This window comes from Bacteroides luhongzhouii (genome assembly GCF_009193295.2).
Lineage (GTDB): Bacteria > Bacteroidota > Bacteroidia > Bacteroidales > Bacteroidaceae > Bacteroides > Bacteroides luhongzhouii.
On sequence record NZ_CP059973.1, the window covers coordinates 585,181 to 607,289 of the forward strand.

Sequence of the window (22,109 nt, forward strand, 5' to 3'; positions counted from 1 at the left end):
TTAAAAAGTCAGACTCATATTAAATGTATAAATAGGCTGCATACTTCCCGCCAAAGTGCCACTTTCCGGGTCCGACTCCTTATATGAAGTCCACGTAAACAAATTGGAACCTTGGAAAGCCAATGTCGCATATTTCACAAACGGCAATGTCTTTCTTAAGAAATGGGGTGGCACCCGATACCGGAGAGAAACCATAGACAGCTTCAAATAATCACTCTTACCCACTGTCAACGAGTTCGGATATTGGCTCAAATTCTCCTCCGCAGTAGAAGACGTGTAAAAAGGAGTCGGATAAACTTTCCCCTCATCCCCCGGTTTAAACCACATTTTATCAGTCTGTCCGGCAACGGCATTTTTATTTGAGTTATCTTTATCACGCACATACGAATAGTTGAACTGATGAATACCGCCACGTACATAATAGAAATCCATGTCCAAATCGAATGATTTATAAGAAAGAGACAACCCGAAACTTCCGCTATACGGAGGGGTGGAATGCCCCAATGCCACTACGTCATCCGCCGTCAATGCTTCACTTGCCGGCTTCTCCTGATTATCCTTTACCAAAAAAATAGGATAACCTGTCAAAGGATTGATACCCAAAGAAGAAGGACCATAAATCATATCATAAGATTTACCTATTTCATAATCAGGAATCAATGCTTCTTCAGAAGTATATATTCTATCAGCATAATAAAGATCAATAACCTTGTTACGATTATAAGCCATATTCCCCCGCAAACTAAGCAGCCAGTCATTTGTATCCAGCACCTTTACATTCAGCCCCAATTCAATACCCTTATTCTCAAGTATTCCTATATTACGTTTCAATGTTGTATATCCGGTAGAAGAAGGAATCGGAACATCCAGCAACGCCTGTTCTGTACGCCGGTTGTACCAACTTGCCTCCAACGTAATACGGTCAAACAGACCTATACTGATCCCTGCATCAATAGATTTAGTCTGTTCCGGTTTCAAATCTTTATTATAAAGTCCCATTAAATCAAGCGGGCGCTGGTCTTCGTAGCGGTTAGTGGAATAAGCGAAAGTAGCTACCGTAGACGAAACTGAAACACCGTTCAGATTAGCAGTATATCCATAGGAGGCTTTCAGATTCAAGCGAGTCAGAACAGGATTATCTGACAAGAATTCATAATAACTGGGTGTCCAACCAATCCCCACAGCCCAAGCACTGTTCCAACGTTTATCGGAAGGCAAAATAGAAGAGGCATCCGTTTTATAAGTAGCATAAAAGTCATAAATATTATCAAAAGTATACCCGGCAACAGCCCCAAATCCTAATTGCGCATTTTTATCTTTCAACGCTCCCACTTCAGGCTGGCGCATTCCTTGAATAGATTGATTGATAGCAGCTGCCGATTTTATAGTTCCAACTCCATAACCGGTAATAGAGACATTATCCAATTGAGTCAGATAATAATCCATATTAGCCCCTAACGTCACATTATGTTTCCCTGCGTATACATTATTATATGTTACACGAACATTGGTAGAAACATTAGTTGTGGTATTCTTCGATTTTGAATAAATCCCCCGTTTAATCTCCGGAACCCCCTCTGTCATTTCCGAATAAGCAGTAGAAGGGGTAAATTGTTCTGTCTCATCCAACAAAAAGTCCAGACCGGCCACTGCTGCAACATCCAGTCCGGGTAATGGATTCAAAATTAAACTGCCACTAATCCCGGCTGTTTTTGCTGCATCCTCCTGACTGTACTGATTCATCAGATCTTTATAGGTACGTCCCGGATAGGATACCAATTCTCCACTGTTTTTTGTCTCATAAGGATTCAATTCATACACCAGTTGAGTGGGATCTGAAGTTGTACCATTCGGAGTATTTGTTTTAGCATAACCGCCATTCACACTTAATAATGCATAACCGATGTGTCCCAACTTCTGATCCATGTTCATACGCAAGCTCATACGTTGTTTATCGTTACCTGGTAGACGTCCTCCCTGTTTAGTATAGTTAGCAGAAACATAATAAGTCGTCTGTTCACTTCCTCCACGAATACTAACGTTATGCTTTTGATAGAGGCTGTTCCGAATAAGTTCATGAAACCAGTCTGTATTTACATTTTTCAGTTCATCCAATTTTTGTTGTCCGGTCGCTATCAATTGCGGCAGATTCGGATCATCCGCGTGATATTTATTATAATAATCTGCACTATATCGATATCCAGGAGTTTCCGGATTCTGCAAGCGACGTTCCAATTCCAACTTTTCCGCAGAATTCATCATGGAAATTCCCCGGCGTCCACGAGTAGTGACTCCCATGTCCAATGTATAAGTAACCATTGTTTGTCCACTAATTCCGCGCTGGGAGGTTATTTCCAGCACACCGTTAGCAGCCTTAATGCCATATAAAGCACAAGCAGCCGCATCTTTAAGCACCTTGATTTCCTTAATATCTTGAGGATTTAAATTATAGAATGTTTCTGAGCTTATGACCTTACCATCCATTACATAAAGAGGTTCGTTGGTTGTATTTCCTCTTCGTAAAGAGGAATTCCCTCTGATACGTATCTCCGGTGCAGAGCCTAATTCACCTGTATTCGTTACAATCAATCCCGGCACAGATCCTTGCAAAGCCAATCCCATGTCAATCATCGGCTTGCTATTAATACGCCGCATATCGACTTCCTGCACTACACCGGAACGAGCACGAATATCTATCTCATTAATATTAGCTTTAGCAGTCACAACCACTTCATCCATATTGTTAGTATCGTCCGCTAAAGTTACTTCCAGCTTAGTCTGCCCTTTATAAGTAACACTTTTGCGCCGCATGCCAATGAATGAGAACTCAATTGATACGCCTTGCTCCCATTTACCTGTTAATACAAATTCTCCTTTTTCATTGGAGATTGTTCCATAAGGAGTGTTTTTCACTTTGATGTTTGCACCAGCCAAAGGCAGATTTTGAGAATCATATACATGCCCGGTTATTCGGTTTTCCCTTACTTGTGCTTGCACTAACATATAGAAAGCCATACAAAACCAGAGCAAAGCCCCTCTTTTTACATTTTTTTTCATAAGTGCGCATTTTATTCGTCTTTTTACAAAAAAATGAATAAAATATAGAAATATCAAATGAAATTAATTTTATTATATTTTTTTAATCTTTTATCAAATGGACACATTTATCACATTTTTCAAATAAAAATAATAATAAAATTAAGAAAAAGCTTCCACCATCCTACCAACATCATCCCCTGTAGAATGTGTAAATTTATAAAATTTTCACAAACAACTCAACAACATATCTATCATAAAAAAAGGGAAGTTTTTTCACTTCCCCTCTTTTGCTTTAAATGCTAATGCATACATTCGTATTTGTTTGACCATCGACAGCAAACCATTGCTACGCGTTGGCGACAGATGCTCTTTCAACCCAATCTTGTCTATAAAATAAAGATCTGTATTCAAGATTTCATCAGGGGTATGTCCTGAAAGGACTTTAATCAATAAGGCAATAATTCCTTTTACTATCAATGCATCACTTTCCGCTTTAAAAACGATTTTACCATCTACATCATCCGCTTGAAGCCATACCCTGCTCTGGCAGCCCTCAATCAGATTTTGTTCCGTCTTATATTTTTCTTCAAGTGGTTCCTGCTCATTTCCCAAGTCAATAAGTAGTTGATAACGGTCCATCCAATCATCGAAGTCACTGAATTCTGCAATCACTTCGTCTTGTAGTTCATTAATTGACATTATAGTAATTATTTAATTAGACAATATACCAATGTGCGAGTAACAGATGCCGTATTTAAAACCGGCATATCAATATATCAACACCTTAATTATATTATTTCTCAATGCTATTATTTCTCATTATAAATCACTTCCAATACCGTCTGGCCCACTGCTTTCAACGTATTCTTATCTATATGCTCCATATTGTCATTGACGGTATGCCATGTCGGAGTAAAGTCACCCTCCTGATTATATGGAATAATATCGATGGTTTTAATACGTGCCAGACGATTAATGAACAAATGATCGTCTGTTACAAATCCTCCGTTGCCATCCATGAAAGTCTTTCCATTGCCAATCTTCTTCGCCGCTTTCCAGACTTTCTTATTTATATCGGGAGCAAACTCTTCAGAATATCCCTCTTTCATAAACACGCTGCCTTCACCCCCTACCATATCGAGTAGGATGCCAAAACGTGCATTATAACCCTGTACATGAGGATTGCGTGCCCAATACTGTGATCCGAGACACCAGAATTCCTCTTTATGCTGCCCCGTATAAAACTGCGGCGCACCATAATCCTCTGCATCCAGCAAAATAATATCGATTCCTAGTTCCGGCTGTTGCTGATTGACCAGGCGAGCTATTTCTAACAAGGCACCTACACCACTGGCACCATCATTGGCACCCAAAATCGGAGTTTTATGATTCTTCTCGTCAGGATCGTTATCAGCCCATGGACGTGTATCCCAGTGCGCAAACAGAGCAATTCGTTTTTTGCTTTCCGGCTTATAAGAACCGATAATGTTTCTCGCTTTCAGCAACGTTCCGTCATAAGCAATCAAATCTGCATATTGATTAGTCACTTGAGCACCGAAAGCCTCCAACTGACCAGCAAGATAATTACCACAGGCAACATGTTCTTTTGTATTAGGAACACGAGGTCCGAAATCTACCTGATTCTTTACATACAAATAAGCACTATCCGCATCAAATTGAGGTATATTCACTGCTGTCTCTTCGCTTTGTTCACTCGTACTATTTGCCTTATTACCTCCTCCGCAAGAGAATGCTGATAATAACAAAAAGGCACTCATTAATACTATCATAGTTTTCTTTTTCATCGTCCTTTCATCTATTAGGGGTCTCAAAATTAGTCATTTTCATCACAGCATCGTTCAGATGGAATGGTTTATTAACATATAAACTTCAGTTCCACATTTTTCTTTCCGACCACAAGTTCCACTTTTGCGCCGTTTATAAGCGGAAGATTATGAGTCACGTGTCCTACCGGAAAATTAAAGCAGACCGGATAATCATACTCTTTTACTAAATCCGCCAAAGCTGCATACAATTCCTTACCCAGCGAACAGTCTTCTTCATATTCTGTAAATTGCCCGATAATCAGCCCGGACAGTTTCTCAAGTACGCCTCCCAATTTCAAATTATACATCATACGCTCGATGGCATGCGGACGTTCGCTGACATCTTCAATAAACAATATCGTCCCTTCTGCCGGAATATCATAAGGAGTTCCCCGCAAACCGTATGCTACCGCCATATTGCCACCATGCAAAATGCCTTGTGCAATTCCCTGCTTATTCAGTTTGTGCTTCTCGCACGTATAAGAAGGGATATTTCCAAATAAGATATCCTTCAGATAGTTCGTACAAAGATCATCTTCCGGTTCTACCGTAAGATGACGAGCCATCAACGAATGCAGGGAGGCATATCCATTTTTCTGAAACAGATTGTGCAACGCTGTTATATCGCTAAAACCCAGTAACCATTTCGGATGTTCATAAAAAGCCGTAAAATCAATTTTATCGATCAAATGTACCGCCCCGTACCCTCCGCGACTACAAAGAATAGCTTTCACCTCAGGGTCGTCCATCGCATCCTGTAAATCTTTCAGCCGTTGCCTGATTGTTCCGGCATATCTCCCGGATGAACTTCCGGCATATTTTCCCATAGCCACTTTCAAGCCCCATGATTCAATCCGTTTCTTGGCTCCTTTCAAGAATTGTTGGTCTATCTTACTCGAAGGTGATACGATAACCACTTTATCACCTTTCTGCAAAAAGGGAGGAAATTGAATATCCATATATATTCTTATTTAATTGACTTTCATTGATAAAATACCAGACTGCCCGAACACATTTGTTTTCATTTGCAAAAATACAGGAAAAAACGGTTCCATGCACATCCAACAGCCAAAACAAATGAAATATAGCAAAATGTTACATAATGGATGCATTTTTTCGGGTTATAATCGTTATTTTTTCAATCATTTTTCTGATATTTGCTAAAAATCTAACGTTATGGAACCTATTCTAAATTTTGCCCAGCTAACGGCCCATCTCAAAAAGCTAAACCATAGAAAACGAATTGCCGTGGTCTGTGCCAACGATCCTAACACAGAGTATGCCATCTCTCGTGCGCTGGAAGAGGGAATTGCAGAATTTCTAATGATTGGAGATTCTACAATTCTGAAGAAGTATCCCACACTCAAACAATATCCTGAATATGTAAAAACCATCCATATAGAAAATTCGGACGAGGCGGCACGCGAGGCTGTCCGTATCGTTCGCGAAGGGGGAGCCGATATTTTGATGAAAGGGATTATCAATACAGACAATTTACTACATGCTATACTCGACAAGGAAAAAGGGTTGTTGCCAAAAGGTAAAATCCTCACGCATCTGGCAGTGATGGAAATTCCTACTTATCATAAACTGCTTTTCTTCTCGGATGCCGCGGTCATTCCACGGCCTACGTTACAACAACGTATAGAGATGATTTGGTATGCTATCTGTACCTGCCGTCATTTTGGCATCGATCAGCCGCGTATTGCATTGATTCATTGTACAGAAAAAGTGAGTGCCAAGTTCCCTCATTCATTAGATTATGTGAATATCGTAGAGCTTGCCGAAGCGGGAGAATTCGGAAATGTGACTATTGACGGTCCGCTGGACGTACGTACTGCGTGCGAACAGGCAAGTGGTGATATTAAAGGGATTGTATCTCCTATCAACGGACAGGCAGACGTATTGATATTCCCGAACATCGAATCGGGCAACGCATTCTACAAATCTGTCTCCCTGTTTGCAAAGGCAGAAATGGCAGGATTGCTGCAAGGTCCTATTTGTCCTGTAGTACTTCCGTCGCGCAGTGATTCCGGCTTGTCTAAATATTATAGCATTGCGATGGCGTGCTTACAAGTGTCAGGAGATTGCGAGTGCAGAAAACAGGCTAATCAGGTCACGAACTCATCATTCTAAATTCATCACTTAAAACTCACCATTCATGAAAATACTGGTTATCAACCCCGGCTCTACTTCTACAAAGATAGCAGTTTACGAAAACGAGACTCCGCTGTTTATTAGCAATATAAAACATTCCGTAGAAGAACTGTCCGCTTTTCCCGAGGTAATAGATCAGTTTGAATTTCGGAAAAATCTGGTATTACAAGAATTGGAGAACAACAAGATTCCTTTTTCTTTTGACGCAATCATCGGACGCGGAGGTTTGGTGAAACCGATACCGGGCGGAGTGTATGAGGTGAACGATGCTATGAAACGTGATACAGTACATGCCATGCGCACCCATGCTTGCAACTTGGGAGGACTGATTGCCAGCGAACTGGCCGCCACCCTGCCCAACTGCCCGGCATTCATCGCTGATCCGGGAGTGGTGGATGAACTGGAAGATATAGCTCGCATTACAGGTTCTCCTTTAATGCCGAAAATTACCATTTGGCACGCCTTGAACCAAAAAGCAATCGCACGGCGTTTCGCCAAAGAGCAAGGGACGCAATACGAAGAGTTGGATTTAATCATCTGCCATTTAGGAGGAGGCATTTCTGTCGCAGTCCATCATCACGGACGAGCCATCGACGCCAACAATGCGTTGGACGGCGAAGGTCCTTTCTCACCGGAACGCGCCGGCACACTTCCTGCCGGTCAATTGATCGACCTTTGTTTTAGCGGTCAGCATACCAAAGACGAATTGAAGAAACGTATCTCCGGACGTGCCGGATTGACTGCTCATTTAGGCACGACCGATGTACCCGCCATCATCCAATCGATAGAAGAAGGAGATAAAAAGGCGGAATTAATACTGGACGCCATGATTTATAATGTCGCAAAAGCGATAGGAGCCAGTGCTACTGTACTTTGCGGGAAAATAGACGCTATCCTCCTGACAGGAGGAATCGCTTATTCGGACTATGTGGTTTCAAGGCTGAAAAAAAGAATCTCTTTCCTAGCTCCCATCTATGTTTATCCGGGAGAGAATGAAATGGAGTCATTAGCTTTTAATGCAATAGGAGCTTTGAAAGGAGAGTTGCCCATACAAGTTTATAAGTAATGCAAATTATTGATTCATCAGTTCCATCGGCTTCATCTTATTTTACTCCATACTTTTACCTGCTATCTCCTTATTTATCAGTGTTTCAAGAATCAGGTGAAATGGATGAACCACAAACCTTACAGTAACATTTATAATACTTATTTCTTAAGAAAAAATTACTTCCTCCAATAAGGCAAGTTCCCAGCTACGCCAAACAATAGTAATTAACTTCAGCTCACCTTTCGCCTTGGCTTCTGCCACCAGCTCATCTTCACTATAACGAAGTAACTGTTCGCGCGCCTCATCAGCAAGGGCACATATTTCTTTTTCCGAAGCACCGGCTTTTGCATATTTCACCTCAAGCAAATAGGTGAAAGGAGGCAGTACGGGAACCGACGGACTAGGTTTGAAGAAGAAATCTGCAAAACCCTTATTCAATTCGTATTCCGGATAGAGCTGGTAATAACGATACATCCCTAAATAGGCAAGCAAGAAGCCTTTAATGTGCGCTTCACCTTCAATATATTCACGGATACGGCTTTGCTCACGAACAGCATTGGCGATAAAATCGAACAAAGGTTTCCAGTCTCCCCTGAAAGCCATATTCTCAAATAAAGCACTCATCCTGTTCATGTCAATTTTAAAGATATCATGCTTGATGTAGCCTTGTATCAAGAAATTAAACAGCTGTTCTCTTACAACTAAATTCGGTACATGTAAAATGGGCCTTCCCACCATGTCCACACCTTTAATGGAAAGAAGTCCGAAATAGAATAATAAAGACTTGAAATTACTGGGGTCCGTCATCTCCAATGCAGAAAAATGAGTAACAATGTCAGTAACAATCTCTCCTTGCTCGGCTATTTCCTTTATAACAGAAAAATTCTCTCCCAATCCGTGATCTAATTTTATCAAATATGCCAACTTGTTAAAGTCAGTGCGAATGTTAGGGTCTACAATTTCTTTAGGCTTTTTATGATGAAGTACAAAAGATTTCAGAAAATAAAGTGCCATGTCAGAATTAAACATACACTGTTCCAATGTATCTTCACTAAAGCAATAATTGTCATAATTGGGTTTCATCATGGCAACTATTTCATCTATAGATTCTTGAAGCACTCCCTGCCCTTTATAATATTTCAACATCTCACGTAACTCATTCTCACTGAATCCAACCAAATCATTAAACCATGAATCATTTGTGATATTGGTTCCGATGTTAAAGCCACTAGTCACATCATCCATCGTCACCGGACTCACTCCGGTAATAAACAACCGTTCAAGAGCAGCTCCGGTTCCGGTAGTAGCGGATTTTATCACGTTAAAGAAGCCACGAATAAAACCTTCGCCATGCGTTGCTTTCCTGTAAAATTCCGTACCGTAAGTCGAAAGAATGGTATTGGTGAAATTATCATATTCATCAATGAGTAAATAAATACGAATATTTTTCTTACGGGTAGCATAGGAATTAATCGCAGACAGAAAAGCACCGGGTTCTTTTTGTATTTTCTCATCAAGAACATCCCAAATTTCTTTTCCTAACAAATCTTCATACTTAAAGACAAAATCTTTAAGTTTGCTACAACAATGTAGCTTAAATGATAGCTCTACTTCGTTGACATTGGAACTCACTTCCGAAAAATTAAATCGCATGATGAGAAACTGATTGTGGAGCTTCGTCGGATGCTGACCTATATATAGCTGACCAAACAACTCGTCAAACAGTTCAGCATGATTTACGTCATAATAGGCCTCTAACATAGCCAAAGTCAGACTCTTCCCAAATCTACGGGGACGTATCAGAAACAGATAAGGCGGTTGCATCTCTATTTTTTCAATGAACATTGTCTTATCTACATAATAATAATTCTCTTTCTGAATTCGGCTAAAATCAGTTATTCCGTAAGGTATTTGTTTCATCATATTGCGATTCCTTTCAATTTATCTGTCCCTTATTTCTGCAGACTTTTTTCAATATTCTGCAAACGGCGTTCTAATGCTGCATACTTTTCATCCTTTTCTTTTAAAAGACGCTCGTAGAGTTCAGTGATTTTGTCGATAGGATTGAAATTGTTTACCCGATTATCATTACTACTGTCAGTATCTTCGGTATAGGATTTCACAGTACCAATATTAATCTTTGCCCCACCTGTATTTTGTTCCGAATCATTCACCGTATTATTCTCGAACACCACCGTCTGTGCATCCTCCTCCAAAGTCTTGAGATAATCGAAAGGGACATTCAATGCACGTGCAAAACGCTGCAACATCTCATCATCAATCACTTTCATCTTCTCATATTTAGAAACAGCAGGTTGTGAGAGATGTACTAATTCACTCAAACCCTCCTGGTTCATATTCTTTTCAATACGGGTACGACGTATATTGCGTCCGTGATGGACTCTCCCAATTGTCAATTCTTCTGTTTCCATTTTTATTTTCTTTCTTTTTAAAATCCAACAAATATACAAATGAAAAGTTTCGCTCGAAGCAAATATACGAAAAAAACGAATAGATGTGATAATATGGATAAAAGGAATATTACAACCTGACAAATAGAATAAAATGAATACTTCAAACAGCGCATAATGTGTTAAATTATCACGAACTTTACCGCACGAAAGGGCAACAAACAAAAGAGCTTACGAACATGAAAAGAATATTGACAAACAAAGAATACAGGTTCATAAAAGAGCTCAAAGAATTGATGACTAAATACAATACGGTGATCTCTACAGATACACAAGGGAAAATTGAAATTGTGGTGAATGAAGACAACGAATCATTTGATTTTGAAGCAGAAAGCACGATCCACTTAGGAGCTTGTTTTTCAGATTATGAGTTAAATGAATTACTGGAAAAGAACTTCGCACACATAAAACGAATAAAAGAGGAGTATAAAACAAACTTGTAAACGGATTTATATAATTGAAAAATCATTAATCCTAATCTCTATATAAACACCCCACCGGTTTCTTTAAAACCAACGGCCTCTTCCTTTTAAAGGAAGGGGCCGTTCCTTTTAAAGGAATGAAGCTTTGGTTTTAAAGAAAGAAAAACGACCTTATTAACTGGTATATTTGCCTGTACCATAAACTTTTTGAGCAAAAAAGCTCTTTCAAAGAAATTTTTCTCATATCTTTGCGACGTGTTAAGTTAATAAATTGATTAAGGTCGATTTTTGACTGTTTCGAATCGGGAAGTATGGGGGTACTTTCCGATTCTTTTTTGGGGAAAATATAACAAGGTGTCTTTCATCTTTTTAAGGGTTTTAATAAACTGGATAAATCTAATATATACTAACTCTATATATAAAACAGTTCACCCCCGAATGATACTAATAAAAAATAAGGCTGTTTCAAAATTAAATTTGAAACAGCCTTCATTATATATAGAAGCTACGTTTTCTTACTTCTTTTCCGGTCTTGGCAACAAAACCTTTCTAGAAAGTTTGAATTTACCAGTTTTCGGATCGATATCAATCAGTTTTACCTCGATTTCATCACCTTCTTTGATTCCGGCTTCTTCTACTGTTTCCAGACGTTTCCAGTCAATCTCAGAGATGTGCAGCAAACCATCCTTGCCCGGCAAGAATTCGATGAATGCACCATAAGGCATAATAGAACGAACTTTACCTTTATAAACTTCGCCTACTTCAGGAACAGCAACGATTGCTTTAATCATGCGCATTGCATCATCAATACATTTCTTGTTTGTTCCGGAAACTTCGATGCGTCCCATACCATCAATTTCTTCGATAGTAATCACAGCACCAGTTTCTTCCTGCATACCTTGGATGATCTTTCCACCAGGGCCGATCACAGCACCGATAAATTCTTTAGGAATTGTCATCGTTTCGATACGTGGAGCATGTTCTTTCAGGTCGGCACGTGGTTCGGCAATTGTTTCAGTAATCTTATTAAGGATATGCATACGTCCTTCTTTAGCCTGGTTCAAAGCACGTTCCAGAATATCGTAAGACAGACCGTCTACCTTGATATCCATCTGTGTAGCAGTGATACCATCTTTTGTTCCGGTCACCTTGAAGTCCATATCTCCCAAGTGGTCTTCGTCACCCAGAATATCAGACAATACAGCATATTTTTCTTCGCCCGGATTCTTAATCAGTCCCATAGCGATACCCGATACCGGTTTCTTGATCTTCACACCTGCATCCATCAATGCCAATGTGCCGGCACATACGGTAGCCATAGAAGAAGAACCGTTAGATTCGAGGATATCTGAAACCACACGTACTACATACGGATAATCAGCAGGAATCTGTCCCTTCAAAGCACGCCAAGCCAAGTGACCGTGACCGATTTCACGACGGCCCACACCACGTTGTGCTTTTGCTTCGCCTGTAGAGAAAGGAGGGAAGTTATAGTGTAACAAGAAACGTTCTTTTCCGTGTTCCAAAACATCGTCGATAATCTTCTCATCCAGTTTTGTACCCAGAGTAACAGAAGTCAATGACTGTGTTTCACCACGAGTAAAGATAGCAGATCCGTGAGGGCCAGGCAGAGGACCTACCTCACACCAGATCGGGCGGATTTCAGTAGTCTTACGACCATCCAAACGCTTACCTTCGTCAAGAATAGAACGGCGCATGGCTTCTTTTTCTACATCGTGGTAGTAACGGTCGATCAATGCAGCCTTTTCGTCCAACTCTTCTTCAGAGAATTGAGCTTTGAATTCTTCGCGGATCGCTTCGAAAGCAGCAAAACGTTCGTGTTTGTTGTTGTTTCCTGAAGCGGCAACTGCGTAAGCCTTATCGTAACATGCTTCGCGAACAGCCTTGCGCAAGTCTTCGTCATTTACTTCGTGGTTGTATTCGCGTTTTACAGTTTTTCCAACCTCTTCAGTCAACTCCATCTGCGCTTTGCAATGAATCTTGATAGCTTCGTGAGCTACTTTCATTGCTTCCAGCAATTCAGCTTCGGATACTTCATGCATTTCACCTTCTACCATCATGATGTTCTCATAAGTAGCGGCTACCATCAAGTCCATGTCAGCTTTTTCCAGTTGTTCAAAAGTCGGATTGATAACGAACTGTCCGTCGATACGCGCTACACGTACTTCAGAGATCGGTCCGTTGAAAGGAATATCTGAAACGGCAAGTGCTGCAGAAGCGGCAAGTCCTGCCAATGCATCCGGCATGTCCACACCATCAGCAGAAAAGAGGATGATGTTCACATATACCTCTGCGTGATAATTATCGGGGAATAAAGGACGGAGAGCACGGTCGACAAGACGGCAAGTCAGAATTTCATAATCAGAAGCTCTACCTTCTCGCTTGGTGAAACCACCAGGGAAACGGCCGAATGCCGCAAATTTTTCTTTGTACTCTACCTGTAAAGGCATAAAATCTGTTCCGGGAACTGCATCTTTAGCGGCACAAACAGTAGCTAACAACATGGTGTTGCCCATGCGGAGCATTACAGAACCGTCTGCCTGTTTTGCCAACTTTCCCGTCTCGAGTGTGATGGTTCTTCCATCAGGTAACTCGATTGTCTTAACAATTGGGTTAATCATAAAAATTGTTTTATCTATACTTTTTCTTTCAAAATTCCTGCAAAGATATACATTTATCGTGGTAATCAGGTGGAAATGAGGTAAAAAGTTAGTAGTGAACTGATTTTTTTTCAAAATTAGGATGAAGAACACGGCAAAATGCTTTGACTAATCTCGAAAAGAAGTATATTTGCATCTCGTTAATAACACACACTATATGAAAAAGGTTACTTTTGCAGCGCTCGCCGCACTTACTATTACAGCTTGTAGTTCCGGTCCTAAATTCCAGGTGAACGGGGATGTATCAGGAGCCGACGGTAAAATGCTTTATCTCGAAGCTTCCGGTCTGGAAGGTATTGTTCCGCTCGATTCAGTGAAGCTGAAGGGGGAAGGCACATTCAGTTTCAAGCAGCCTCGTCCCGAATCACCCGAATTTTATCGCTTGCGGATTGACGACAAAATCATCAACTTTTCTGTAGATTCTATCGAAACGATTCAGATCAAAGCTCCGTATGTGGATTTCTCCACGACTTACACGGTGGAAGGTTCGGAAAACAGCAACAAGATAAAAGAGCTGACGTTGAAGCAGATCCGCCTTCAAAAAGAGGTGGACGACTTGCTGGCAGCTTTACGCAGTAACAGAATGGGACATGATGTGTTCGAAGACAGTCTGGCAACATTGCTCAACAATTATAAGGAAGATGTCAAAGTGAACTATATTTTCGCTGCTCCCAACACGGCAGCCGCTTACTTTGCCCTGTTCCAAAAACTCAATAATTATCTGATATTCGATCCGTTGAACAATAAAGACGATGTGAAATGTTTCGCTGCTGTTGCTACGAGCCTCAACAATGCGTTCCCTCATGCCGTACGTTCCAAGAACCTTTATAATATTGTAATCAAAGGAATGAAGAACACGCGCCAGCCACAGGCAAAAGCATTGGAGATTCCCCAAGAGAAAATAGTGGAAACCGGAATTATCGACATCGCCCTGCGTGACGTGAAAGGAAATGTGCGCAAGCTGACCGACCTGAAAGGAAAAGTCGTATTGCTCGATTTCTCTGTATTCCAGTCGCCTGCCGGATCTCCTCATAACCTGATGCTTCGCGAACTATATAATGAATACGCAAAACAAGGATTGGAAATATACCAGGTATCTCTCGATGCGGACGAACACTACTGGAAAACTGCGGCAGACAATCTTCCCTGGGTTTGTGTACGCGATGGAAACGGAGTATATTCTACAAACGTAGCTGTATATAATGTTCGTCAGGTTCCATCTATCTTTTTGATTAATCGTAACAACGAATTGAAGCTTCGTGGCGAAGATATCAAGGATTTGGAAGCAGCTGTCAAGTCATTGCTCTAAGTTGTTATAATTTAGCATATTTCATTTAAATATGTTACATAGCATCCTTTTTCGCTTGACACGTATCACTTAAAAGTCTATCTTTGCAAAGAAATAATGATAAGAGGGTTCCAACATGGCTCATGTTGGAATTCTTTTTTGTTTATATGACCATTTAAAACAATTAAAGGAGGAAAACATCATGGCTTATATGTCAGAAGAAGGTTACAAGAAACTGATGGCGGAACTGAAGGAACTGGAAACAGTGGAACGCCCGAAGATCTCTGCGGCAATAGCCGAAGCCAGAGATAAAGGAGACTTGTCTGAAAATGCAGAATACGATGCTGCCAAAGAGGCGCAGGGTATGCTTGAAATGCGCATCAACAAATTGAAAGCTACCATTGCAGACGCAAAAATCATTGATGAATCTAAACTGAAAACAGATTCTGTACAGATTTTAAATAAAGTGGAACTGAAGAATGTAAAGAACGGTATGAAGATGACTTATACCATCGTTTCCGAAAGTGAAGCTAACCTGAAGGAAGGAAAGATTTCCGTTAACACCCCAATTGCACAAGGTCTGCTTGGCAAGAAGGTGGGTGATGTAGCCGAAATCACTGTTCCACAAGGTAAAATTGCATTGGAAGTAGTAAACATATCAATTTAACGTAAAGGCAGGTCTCCTTATGGGGCTTGCCTTAATTTATCAATAAAAGTTATGGCAACAATATTCAGTAGAATCATCGCAGGCGAAATCCCCTGCTACAAGGTGGCGGAAAACGAAAAGTTTTTTGCGTTTCTCGATATCAATCCGTTGGTAAAGGGACACACATTGGTGGTGCCCAAACAGGAAGTAGACTATATTTTCGATTTGAGCGATGAGGACCTGGCTGCTATGCATGTATTTGCAAAGAAAGTGGCCCGTGCCATTGAAAAAGCTTTCCCCTGCAAAAAGGTGGGCGAAGCGGTTATCGGACTGGAAGTTCCTCATGCACATATTCATTTAATTCCTATTCAAAAGGAATCGGATATGTTGTTTTCGAATTCTAAACTGAAATTGTCAGATGAAGAATTCAAATCCATAGCACAAGCGATCAACTCCTCTCTATAAAACATGATGATGAAATAATAAAAGGCATTCTGTGACAGAATGCCTTTTTCTTTTATTTCTCTTTACTCTCGGCTACTTCAACCAGGTAAACTCCGATACAGATAAAAATAATGGCAAACGTTTGCGTCCAGCTAAAACGGTCTTGCCCCAAAGCAAGGGAAGCAATAGTTGCTACAATCAGAATCAGATAACCATAAATGGCAACCACCGTTGTTTTCAGATATTTCAGACCGACAGGCAGTAACATATAACTGATGGTGGTCGGAAAAATCAATACGAACATCAAGATAAGGAAAGGTGTCCAATGGAATGGCATGGAGAATACCGGAGCATCGAATCCTGTAATAAACGTTACGATCATGGCGGATACGGCAGCACCGGAAAAAGTATATCGCAACATTGTTACTGCTCCGATGGCAGTCAGAATACGCTGACTAAGAATCAGATAGACAGCATATACCACAGAACTAAGAAGACAAAGCATATTTCCCGTGAAAGCATCGGACGCCAAATCATCACTTTGCTGGGTTAAGATACAAACCAATGCTCCTATCAGACCGATAGAAATTCCTATGATTTTTTTAGTGGTCGCCTTCTCCTTATAAAAGAATATCATCATAAGAAAAACCCAGATAGGCTGGAGGCTGGTAAAAATGGAACTGGAAACAGGGGTTGTTTTACTCAATCCGGCCAGGTAGAGAAACATAAAGCCGTAAAGCCCCAAGGCTCCCAACAGGAAGAGGAGCCATTTGTCTTTGGCAGATGATTTCTCCGGAGGCATAAACCACCCGATTACCCAAAAGGCTGCTGCCGCAAATGTGCAGCGAAGGGTTGCCCCTGTCAGCGGACTCATCCACAAAGGCAGAAGATACTTCAGGGCATTCATATTTAAACCGCTAAAAACTTTCGAGACGGCCATGCTAAGATTGGCTTCCAGTTTCTTATTCTTCATTTTTTATTTCAATTGGTCGTTAAACAAAAAGGTATGACGGCGCCGGTATGCCCAGAAAAGAGTCACAATGGTAATCAGCAGATTAAGAATAAACGGAAACTCTTGTGATTGGGTATGAAATACCCATTGGAAAAAATCGACGATAAAGGGATAGAGCAAAATAGCCAGGTAGTTCATCATCATCACAAATGCCAAAGCTAACGTGGTCTTTTGCGGCAATGCGGTCTGTGTGGTCTTATCATAGAGCATGGGCTGGATAATGCCATACCCTAAACCGACCAGAATACATCCGGGAATAATCAGCCATTCAATCGGAGCTATCCAAATTAACAATAGGCCTAATGCTATCGACAACAGGCTATATGTCTTCGTACGTTCTTTAAACAAGCCTACAATCTTATCCAGGCAGAAGCCCGGAGCGGTGATGGCCAGGAAGAAAAGCGAAATCATCAGTCCGGAATTACCACTGGAGAAGTGATGCTTTTCCATTAAGAAAGGCAGATTGAAGATCACTACTACCACAATATATGTAATCACTCCATAAAAAAGCATCAGTTCTATCAGATGTTTGATGTGAATACCATATTTGCTGCCTCCTATGTCTATGGCAGACTGCCGGGCAGCTTTGCTGTCTTCTGTCGGACTCGTCTCCGTCGCCGTAGTAGCTGCTGCAGACGAAGAAGATGCTGTAAAAGCGACTTCTCCGGAGCGGTCTTCTTTCAAATGTCCTACCAGCAGGATGGAAACCAACGGGAGGAGATAGACAAGAAAAGGCAGGTGCCAACTGACTTCTGCCAGATAGCCCGTCACGGCAGTTGCTATCACTAACGTGAAATTAGTAATGGCCGAACTCAATCCGAACTGTTTCACCCGATAAGTCCCTACAAAATATTTGGAAACCAAGCCGGTAGATAAAGGGATAATAAGTCCGGAGCCGATACCAAGCAAGGCACTTACCACAATCAACTGCCACATTCGATTGGAAATCAGATACAGAATGCCGCTTGCGGCAAAAAGCCAGAGTCCGACTTTCAATACACGGACATAATCGACTTTCTCTGTCAGCTTACCCCCCAGCAATATAAAAGGAATGATGAGCAATGATGGCAGTGAGGTCAACATCTGTATGTCCAGATCCGTAGCTTTCGGAAATATCTTCGTAAGGTCACCCAATATAGGTGAAACAGCTAGTCCCGGCAATGAAGTCAATGCCGAAATAGACCAGATGGCAATTAAAGTGATAAGAGGAATTGTTCCTCGTCCCGTCTGTATCTTCATAATGCTTATTCGTTAAAAGTTTAGGTTTGAAGAAAACAATAGTCGCTTTATAAAGTTCAAATAGGCAATAAACATACTTCATTTAGAGATATCGGGACTATTCTTATCAAGTCAATTCAGTGATAAGATAAAAAGTAGTCAACCTTAATCAGGGAGTTTACCCGCTACAAGATACTACGAAGAAGGTTATATTCTCAAACTATTCTCACTGTTATGAGAAAAAATTCTCATCGCAGTGAGAAAATTTTCTCATAATATTGAGTATTTTTTCTCATTACGATGAGAATATTCTCTTCTCGAAAGGGAAAAGATACTCCTCATAAGTTCTTCCAAACAAGAAGACTCCCCTCCTTAATAAACGCCAAATAATGTAAAACCCGGAAACTTTCAAAACTATCTGCTGTTGTTGTGGGAAATTCGACGGGGAAAATCCCCATCGCCCTAAACCTTTAAAAAAACAAATTAGTATGGAAGATTTAAATTTCAGAAAAGGTGATGCAAAAACCGATGTATTTGGTTCAGACAGAATGTTACAACCCTCTCCGGTAGAGAAAATACCTGATGGACCTACTACTCCTGAAGTCGCCTATCAAATGGTGAAAGATGAAACATTTGCTCAAACCCAACCACGTCTGAATCTGGCTACTTTCGTTACCACTTATATGGATGAATACGCCACTAAGCTGATGAATGAGGCCATTAACATCAACTACATTGATGAAACAGAATATCCGCGTATCGCAGTGATGAACGGTAAATGTATCAACATCGTTGCCAACTTGTGGAACTCCCCCGAAAAAGACACTTGGAAAACAGGTGCGTTGGCTATCGGTTCTTCAGAAGCATGTATGCTGGGTGGTGTAGCCGCTTGGCTGCGTTGGCGCAAGAAAAGACAAGCACAGGGCAAACCGTTTGATAAACCAAACTTTGTTATTTCTACAGGTTTCCAGGTTGTTTGGGAAAAGTTTGCACAGTTGTGGCAGATTGAAATGCGTGAAGTGCCTTTGACACTCGAAAAAACCACTCTCGACCCCGAAGAAGCTTTAAAAATGTGTGATGAAAACACCATCTGTATCGTACCGATTCAAGGCGTTACATGGACTGGACTGAATGATGACGTCGAAGCATTGGACAAAGCACTGGATGCCTACAATGCCAAGACCGGTTATGACATTCCTATCCACGTAGATGCCGCCAGTGGTGGTTTCATCCTTCCGTTCCTGTATCCGGAAAAGAAATGGGACTTCCGTTTGAAATGGGTACTTTCTATCAGCGTATCCGGTCATAAGTTTGGCTTGGTATATCCGGGACTCGGATGGGTCTGCTGGAAAGGCAAAGAATATCTGCCCGAAGAAATGTCATTCAGCGTAAATTACCTGGGTGCCAACATTACACAGGTAGGTTTGAACTTCTCTCGTCCGGCCGCACAAATCCTGGGACAATATTATCAATTCATCCGTTTAGGATTCCAGGGTTACAAAGAAGTACAGTACAATTCCCTGCAAATTGCTAAATATATCCACAGCGAAATAGCCAAGATGGTTCCGTTTGTCAACTACTCTGAAGATGTTGTGAACCCATTATTCATCTGGTATCTGAAACCGGAATATGCAAAGAAGGCTAAATGGACTTTGTACGATTTGCAAGACAAATTGTCTCAACATGGTTGGATGGTTCCTGCTTACACATTGCCTTCCAAACTGGAAGATTATGTAGTGATGCGTGTCGTTGTCCGTCAGGGATTCAGCCGTGATATGGCAGATATGCTACTGGGCGACATCAACAACGCTATCGCCGAACTCGAAAAACTGGAATATCCTACTCCTACCCGTATGGCTCAAGAAAAGAATCTTCCGGTAGAAGCTAAGATGTTCAACCACGGCGGTCATCGTAAAACCGTGAAAAAATAAAAAGAATCTATGGATAAAAAAGTAACACTCGCTCAATTGAAAGAAGTGGTACAGGAGGCATACGATCAGGTAAAGACTAATACCGGCGGCAAGAACGCCGACTATATCCCCTACCTGGCAAATGTCAACAAAGATCTCTTTGGAATCAGTGTCTGCCTGCTCAACGGGCAGACCATCCATGTGGGAGATACTGACTACCGCTTCGGTATAGAATCCGTATCCAAAGTACATACGGCTATTCTGGCACTGCGCCAATATGGTGCCAAAGAAATCCTGGACAAGATTGGAGCCGACGCAACAGGCTTGCCTTTCAATTCAATTATCGCCATCTTGCTGGAGAACGACCATCCGTCTACTCCGTTGGTAAACGCCGGAGCTATCTCTGCCTGCAGCATGGTGCAGCCCATTGGCGACTCTGCCAAGAAATGGGATGCCATCGTAGGAAACGTGACCGATTTATGCGGCAGCGCCCCACAGTTGATTGATGAATTGTACAAGTCCGAATCGGATACCAACTTCAACAACCGTTCTATCGCATGGTTGCTGAAAAATTATAATCGGATTTATGATGATCCGGATATGTCATTAGACCTCTACACCCGTCAGTGCTCATTGGGAGTGACTGCATTGCAGCTTTCCATTGCAGCCGGCACAATCGCCAACGGTGGCGTAAATCCGGTGACCAAGAAAGAAGTTTTTGATGCCACGCTGGCTCCTAAAATCACTGCCATGATTGCCGCAGTAGGTTTCTACGAACATACCGGCGACTGGATGTACACTTCCGGCATCCCTGCCAAAACAGGTGTGGGCGGTGGTGTGATGGGTGTACTGCCCGGACAGTTCGGTATTGCTGCATTTGCTCCTCCTTTGGATGGATCGGGCAACTCCGTGAAAGCGCAGTTAGCTATTCAATACATCATGAACAAGCTGGAATTAAATGTGTTTAGCAACAACCATATCACCGTTGTTGACTAAAACTCTCTCTCGATCTCTTTTATAAGTAGGTAAAGGTTACTATCTCCCGATAGTAACCTTTTTCTTTAAGAAAAGTAATCTCCTATTGGTTTTCAACATTTTACGCCCGACGTCGCTCCATCAGTCTTTATCCACACACAAGCATATTATGTATTTGCTTTCTGTACGGCAGCTTTTTCTGCCGATTCCTTTTGAGCGGAAGCCTTTTTCTGTTGTTCCTCCTCTTCATAATATTGTTTTCTACGCTTGTTGGATTGCTGAATCAAATTTGTAATATAAACTGTAAAGATAGGGAACATCATCATACCCAAGGCAGCCAGCAAAACAGAAAGCACGCGCCCGGTCACAGTCTGCGCTACGATATTCGACCCTACGGTAGTGACATCCATAAAAGCCCACCACAAGGCATCTCCATAATCATTCACCAATGGATTCACCCGATGTTCGAGCACAAAAAATGCCAGACTGGAGAAATAAACTGTTGCCAGCAGCATCGTCAGATAAGAGACGAACAAACTCGAAGCCCGATTGTAAGTCAGCCAGCCGACCACAATAGCAAGCGCATAACCGCCTCTTAATAAAGGAATGAAACGAAGCATATAGGTGATCTCATCCGAAAACGTCCATCCATAATATGCGATAATATTCTGATAAGGAATGGCCACCAATAAAAAGATAAAATGTGTCCGCAGATAGCGTCCTTTATGTTTTGCCAAGAAGAACTCCAACACAAAATCGAAAAGAAACCAAAGACAGATACATAGCTGTACCTTCATGTAAGAAGACTGTGTATAGAAAGGAATTCCCTTAAAAGTATCCACCGAGATACTGATGACCAGAAACAGGGACATCACTAATATAATAATGTGAAGAATACCGTAGATCCCCTTTTTTCCGAAAATAAAATCTGAAAGTGCTGATTTCATAACTACTTAGTTTATAATAAAATGG

The 22,109-nt window shown here is 41.3% G+C and carries 18 protein-coding genes; 8 read left to right on the plus strand and 10 right to left on the minus strand.

What is annotated here, in order from left to right; genetic code table 11:
• The 4 genes from GD631_RS02180 to GD631_RS02195 all read right to left on the minus strand — a co-directional run bounded on the left by GD631_RS02180 (position 1) and on the right by GD631_RS02195 (position 5,824).
• A complete protein-coding gene (locus GD631_RS02180; protein WP_185911555.1) occupies positions 1-3,057 on the minus strand; it encodes a SusC/RagA family TonB-linked outer membrane protein in 3,057 nt (1,018 codons plus the stop codon).
• A 255-nt stretch (positions 3,058-3,312) separates the two neighbouring features.
• A complete protein-coding gene (locus GD631_RS02185; RefSeq protein ID WP_004316653.1) occupies positions 3,313-3,738 on the minus strand; it encodes a SufE family protein in 426 nt (141 codons plus the stop codon).
• 110 nt (positions 3,739-3,848) lie between these two features.
• Positions 3,849-4,844 (minus strand): M20 family metallopeptidase, encoded by a 996-nt coding sequence (locus tag GD631_RS02190; RefSeq protein ID WP_143260196.1) that lies wholly within the window; start codon positions 4,842-4,844, stop codon positions 3,849-3,851.
• A 71-nt stretch (positions 4,845-4,915) separates the two neighbouring features.
• Complete coding sequence (locus GD631_RS02195) at positions 4,916-5,824, minus strand: S66 peptidase family protein (protein ID WP_143260195.1); 909 nt, start codon at positions 5,822-5,824, stop codon at positions 4,916-4,918.
• A gap of 217 nt (positions 5,825-6,041) precedes the next feature.
• Here GD631_RS02195 and GD631_RS02200 point away from each other — a divergent pair, with 217 nt between their 5' ends.
• Positions 6,042-7,001 (plus strand): phosphate acyltransferase, encoded by a 960-nt coding sequence (locus GD631_RS02200; RefSeq protein ID WP_143260194.1) that lies wholly within the window; start codon positions 6,042-6,044, stop codon positions 6,999-7,001.
• A 25-nt stretch (positions 7,002-7,026) separates the two neighbouring features.
• A complete protein-coding gene (buk, locus tag GD631_RS02205) occupies positions 7,027-8,088 on the plus strand; it encodes a butyrate kinase (protein ID WP_143260193.1) in 1,062 nt (353 codons plus the stop codon).
• A 147-nt stretch (positions 8,089-8,235) separates the two neighbouring features.
• Here buk and GD631_RS02210 read toward each other — a convergent pair whose 3' ends face one another.
• Entirely contained in the window at positions 8,236-9,993 is a 1,758-nt protein-coding gene (locus GD631_RS02210) for an ATP-binding protein (protein WP_143260192.1), read from the minus strand.
• Between the two features lie 29 nt (positions 9,994-10,022).
• Positions 10,023-10,502 (minus strand): helix-turn-helix domain-containing protein, encoded by a 480-nt coding sequence (locus tag GD631_RS02215; RefSeq protein WP_009040168.1) that lies wholly within the window; start codon positions 10,500-10,502, stop codon positions 10,023-10,025.
• A 218-nt stretch (positions 10,503-10,720) separates the two neighbouring features.
• Here GD631_RS02215 and GD631_RS02220 point away from each other — a divergent pair, with 218 nt between their 5' ends.
• Positions 10,721-10,984: a hypothetical protein gene (locus GD631_RS02220; protein WP_143260191.1), complete on the plus strand. Its 264-nt coding sequence runs from the start codon at positions 10,721-10,723 to the stop codon at positions 10,982-10,984.
• Between the two features lie 494 nt (positions 10,985-11,478).
• Here GD631_RS02220 and pnp read toward each other — a convergent pair whose 3' ends face one another.
• Positions 11,479-13,605: a polyribonucleotide nucleotidyltransferase gene (gene pnp / locus GD631_RS02225; RefSeq protein WP_004311937.1), complete on the minus strand. Its 2,127-nt coding sequence runs from the start codon at positions 13,603-13,605 to the stop codon at positions 11,479-11,481.
• Between the two features lie 196 nt (positions 13,606-13,801).
• On the opposite strand from pnp, the gene GD631_RS02230 reads away from it, so the two are divergent.
• The 3 genes from GD631_RS02230 (at position 13,802) to GD631_RS02240 (ending at position 16,043) form a co-directional block, all read left to right on the plus strand.
• Complete coding sequence (locus GD631_RS02230; protein ID WP_004316642.1) at positions 13,802-14,953, plus strand: TlpA disulfide reductase family protein; 1,152 nt, start codon at positions 13,802-13,804, stop codon at positions 14,951-14,953.
• 181 nt (positions 14,954-15,134) lie between these two features.
• A complete protein-coding gene (gene greA / locus GD631_RS02235) occupies positions 15,135-15,599 on the plus strand; it encodes a transcription elongation factor GreA (RefSeq protein ID WP_032811363.1) in 465 nt (154 codons plus the stop codon).
• 51 nt (positions 15,600-15,650) lie between these two features.
• Positions 15,651-16,043 carry an HIT family protein gene (locus GD631_RS02240; RefSeq protein WP_143260190.1) on the plus strand — a complete coding sequence of 131 codons (393 nt, stop codon included), beginning with the start codon at positions 15,651-15,653 and terminating at the stop codon, positions 16,041-16,043.
• A gap of 52 nt (positions 16,044-16,095) precedes the next feature.
• Here the strand turns inward: GD631_RS02240 and GD631_RS02245 are convergent, their stop codons facing one another.
• Together GD631_RS02245 and GD631_RS02250 are read right to left on the minus strand one after the other, a co-directional pair.
• Entirely contained in the window at positions 16,096-16,995 is a 900-nt protein-coding gene (locus GD631_RS02245; RefSeq protein ID WP_143260189.1) for a DMT family transporter, read from the minus strand.
• A 3-nt stretch (positions 16,996-16,998) separates the two neighbouring features.
• A complete protein-coding gene (locus GD631_RS02250; protein WP_143260188.1) occupies positions 16,999-18,273 on the minus strand; it encodes an MFS transporter in 1,275 nt (424 codons plus the stop codon).
• 467 nt (positions 18,274-18,740) lie between these two features.
• On the opposite strand from GD631_RS02250, the gene gad reads away from it, so the two are divergent.
• A complete protein-coding gene (gad, locus tag GD631_RS02255; protein ID WP_143260187.1) occupies positions 18,741-20,183 on the plus strand; it encodes a glutamate decarboxylase in 1,443 nt (480 codons plus the stop codon).
• 9 nt (positions 20,184-20,192) lie between these two features.
• Positions 20,193-21,158 (plus strand): glutaminase A, encoded by a 966-nt coding sequence (glsA, locus tag GD631_RS02260; protein ID WP_008026136.1) that lies wholly within the window; start codon positions 20,193-20,195, stop codon positions 21,156-21,158.
• A gap of 146 nt (positions 21,159-21,304) precedes the next feature.
• On the opposite strand, the gene GD631_RS02265 is transcribed toward glsA, so the two are convergent.
• Positions 21,305-22,084: a potassium channel family protein gene (locus GD631_RS02265; RefSeq protein WP_143260186.1), complete on the minus strand. Its 780-nt coding sequence runs from the start codon at positions 22,082-22,084 to the stop codon at positions 21,305-21,307.
• Between the last annotated feature and the right edge of the window lie 25 nt (positions 22,085-22,109).

Bases quoted from the DNA above. Each gene is read 5' to 3' on its own strand.
- GD631_RS02180 (WP_185911555.1), bottom strand. From the start codon at position 3,057: ATGAAAAAAAATGTAAAAAGAGGGGCTTTGCTCTGGTTTTGTATGGCT.
- GD631_RS02185 (WP_004316653.1), bottom strand. From the start codon at position 3,738: ATGTCAATTAATGAACTACAAGACGAAGTGATTGCAGAATTCAGTGAC.
- GD631_RS02190 (WP_143260196.1), bottom strand. From the start codon at position 4,844: ATGAAAAAGAAAACTATGATAGTATTAATGAGTGCCTTTTTGTTATTA.
- GD631_RS02195 (WP_143260195.1), bottom strand. From the start codon at position 5,824: ATGGATATTCAATTTCCTCCCTTTTTGCAGAAAGGTGATAAAGTGGTT.
- GD631_RS02200 (WP_143260194.1), top strand. From the start codon at position 6,042: ATGGAACCTATTCTAAATTTTGCCCAGCTAACGGCCCATCTCAAAAAG.
- buk (WP_143260193.1), top strand. From the start codon at position 7,027: ATGAAAATACTGGTTATCAACCCCGGCTCTACTTCTACAAAGATAGCA.
- GD631_RS02210 (WP_143260192.1), bottom strand. From the start codon at position 9,993: ATGATGAAACAAATACCTTACGGAATAACTGATTTTAGCCGAATTCAG.
- GD631_RS02215 (WP_009040168.1), bottom strand. From the start codon at position 10,502: ATGGAAACAGAAGAATTGACAATTGGGAGAGTCCATCACGGACGCAAT.
- GD631_RS02220 (WP_143260191.1), top strand. From the start codon at position 10,721: ATGAAAAGAATATTGACAAACAAAGAATACAGGTTCATAAAAGAGCTC.
- pnp (WP_004311937.1), bottom strand. From the start codon at position 13,605: ATGATTAACCCAATTGTTAAGACAATCGAGTTACCTGATGGAAGAACC.
- GD631_RS02230 (WP_004316642.1), top strand. From the start codon at position 13,802: ATGAAAAAGGTTACTTTTGCAGCGCTCGCCGCACTTACTATTACAGCT.
- greA (WP_032811363.1), top strand. From the start codon at position 15,135: ATGGCTTATATGTCAGAAGAAGGTTACAAGAAACTGATGGCGGAACTG.
- GD631_RS02240 (WP_143260190.1), top strand. From the start codon at position 15,651: ATGGCAACAATATTCAGTAGAATCATCGCAGGCGAAATCCCCTGCTAC.
- GD631_RS02245 (WP_143260189.1), bottom strand. From the start codon at position 16,995: ATGAAGAATAAGAAACTGGAAGCCAATCTTAGCATGGCCGTCTCGAAA.
- GD631_RS02250 (WP_143260188.1), bottom strand. From the start codon at position 18,273: ATGAAGATACAGACGGGACGAGGAACAATTCCTCTTATCACTTTAATT.
- gad (WP_143260187.1), top strand. From the start codon at position 18,741: ATGGAAGATTTAAATTTCAGAAAAGGTGATGCAAAAACCGATGTATTT.
- glsA (WP_008026136.1), top strand. From the start codon at position 20,193: ATGGATAAAAAAGTAACACTCGCTCAATTGAAAGAAGTGGTACAGGAG.
- GD631_RS02265 (WP_143260186.1), bottom strand. From the start codon at position 22,084: ATGAAATCAGCACTTTCAGATTTTATTTTCGGAAAAAAGGGGATCTAC.